The organism is Phenylobacterium sp. (assembly GCF_036263695.1).
Classification (GTDB): Bacteria; Pseudomonadota; Alphaproteobacteria; order Caulobacterales; family Caulobacteraceae; genus Phenylobacterium.
On record NZ_DATAGM010000218.1, the window covers coordinates 1 to 1,840 of the forward strand.

General features: G+C 69.2%; 2 protein-coding genes and 2 pseudogenes. 2 read left to right on the plus strand and 2 right to left on the minus strand.

The window, feature by feature from the left end; translation table 11 throughout:
* Nucleotides 1-117: pseudogene (locus tag VHK87_RS08870) on the plus strand (molecular chaperone DnaJ); the annotation flags it as partial.
* Here the strand turns inward: VHK87_RS08870 and VHK87_RS08875 are convergent.
* Both VHK87_RS08875 and VHK87_RS08880 read right to left on the minus strand, forming a co-directional pair.
* Nucleotides 114-644, minus strand: a complete 531-nt coding sequence (locus VHK87_RS08875; protein ID WP_329634540.1) for an AAA family ATPase — start codon at nt 642-644, stop codon at nt 114-116. The pseudogene VHK87_RS08870 and the gene VHK87_RS08875 overlap by 4 nt on opposite strands.
* A gap of 1 nt (nt 645) precedes the next feature.
* Nucleotides 646-1,518 carry a TauD/TfdA family dioxygenase gene (locus VHK87_RS08880; RefSeq protein ID WP_329634541.1) on the minus strand — a complete coding sequence of 291 codons (873 nt, stop codon included), beginning with the start codon at nt 1,516-1,518 and terminating at the stop codon, nt 646-648.
* An 86-nt stretch (nt 1,519-1,604) separates the two neighbouring features.
* Between VHK87_RS08880 and VHK87_RS08885 the strand changes: the two are divergent.
* Nucleotides 1,605-1,840: pseudogene (locus VHK87_RS08885) on the plus strand (cobaltochelatase subunit CobS); the annotation flags it as partial.

A 1,840-nucleotide genomic window follows, 5' to 3' on the forward strand; every position in this document is an offset into this window, starting at 1 on the left:
ACCGAACTGGTGAAGCGCTTCCACCCGGACTCCAACGGCGGCGACCGCTCGTCCGAGCCGAAGCTCCAGCGGGTGATCCGCGCCTACCAGTCGCTGCGCAAGGCCGGGATGGTCTAGAGGCCGGCGCGCGTCGCCTCCGCATCGGCGAGGATGGCGTCGACGGTCTGGCTGACCGTCAGCTCGGCATTGTCGATCCAAAGCCCCACGCGCGGCGTCGCCGCCACCATCTGCGCGAACCCCTCGGCGCTCCAGGGCCCGTCGTAGCCGGTCTTGTCCCGGTCGCGGTCGCGCTGGGCCAGGACCTGGGCCGGCGGGTTCAGCACCACGACGCCGGGCCGCCAGCGCTTGAGGCGGCGGACGGCGTCGAGCAGGTCCTCGGCCAGCACCACGTCCTGGTAGACCACCGAGAAGCCGCTGTTGGCGTAGCGGGCGGCGGCCAGGACCGCGAGCTCGTAGCGCATCTTCAGCTGGGCGATGCCTTCCTCGCCCTCGCCGGGCAGGGCGCGGCCGGAGACGATCATCTTGCGGAACAGGTCGCCGCGCAGGTGGACGCTGCGCTCCAGCCGCTCAGCCAGGGCCTGGGCCAGCGTCGACTTGCCGGCCGCCATGGCGCCGGTGACGATCAGCACCTGGGGCGGGGGCATCTCAGACCGGGGTGTCGCCCGCCACCGTGGTGCGGTGCATCAGCCGAAGGTGGCCGTCGTAGCCGCCCTCTGCGAAGTGGACGGTGCAGCGGTTGTCCCACATCAGCAGCGTCCCCTCGGCCCACTTGTGGCGGAAGATGAACTCCGGCTGGGTCATGTGGGCGAACAGGAAGCCGAGGATGGCGCCGGCCTCCTTTTCGGTCATGCCCTCGATGCCGACGGTGTAGACGGGGCTGACGAACAGCGCCTTGCGGCCGGTGACGGGATGCGTGCGCACCAGCGGATGGACCTGGGTCTTCTCCGCCTCCTGCGACGTGATGATCTGCATCGTCCGCTTCTCGGTCTCGCGGGCGAAGACGCCCTTGGTCCCGTAGGGGCGCGCGGCGCTGTGCACGGCCCGGAGCGGCGCCAGCACCTGCTTCATCGTCTCGGAGAGCGTGTCGTAGGCCCGGGTGCAGTCGGCGAACAGGGTATCCCCTCCGACCGGCGGGACCACCTTGGCGTGGAGCAGGGTCGCCGCCGGCGGTTGCGGCTGGAAGCTCCAGTCGGAATGCCAGCCGGCTCCGAAGTTGGTCGCTTTCTCGTCCGGCTCGCGGCGCAGCTCCAGCACGTTGGGGTGGCCGGCCATCGGGGCGATGAAGGGATCCTCGCCGAACGGGCCCATCTGCAGGGTGAAGGCCTCCAGCTGCTCCAGGCTGAGCGGCTGATCGGGGAAAGAAACCACCCCGTGGCGGGCGAAGGCGGCTTTCACCTGGGCCAGCGTCTCCCCATCTAAGGGCCTCGTAAGATCAAGGCCCGTGATCCGCGCGCCGAAACCGTTCTCGCAGGGCTCGACCACGAGGCTCGAGGGGGCGGTCTGGACTAAGGCGGACATGGCGTTCTTCCTCCCAACCTGGGTACGCTGGCGCCATCAAACGCACGTTTGCAATGCGCGCGCACCCCCTGTAATCGAACCTCGACATGACCGTGCTCGCCGACACCCCTGACGACAAGCTCATCACCCTGGTCCCGGACCGGAAGGTCTCGGTGCGCGACACCTTTGGCGTCGACACCGACATGCAGGTCCCCGCCTTCTCCGAGCGCGATCCGCACGTGCCGGATGTCGACGAGGCTTACAAGTTCGACCCGGAGACGACGAAGGCCATCTGCGCCGGCTTCGCCTACGACCGCCGGGTGATGGTCCAGGGCTATCACGG

Excerpts from the sequence above, each read along its gene's own strand:
- VHK87_RS08875 (WP_329634540.1), bottom strand. The coding sequence starts at position 644 with ATGCCCCCGCCCCAGGTGCTGATCGTCACCGGCGCCATGGCGGCCGGC.
- VHK87_RS08880 (WP_329634541.1), bottom strand. The coding sequence starts at position 1,518 with ATGTCCGCCTTAGTCCAGACCGCCCCCTCGAGCCTCGTGGTCGAGCCC.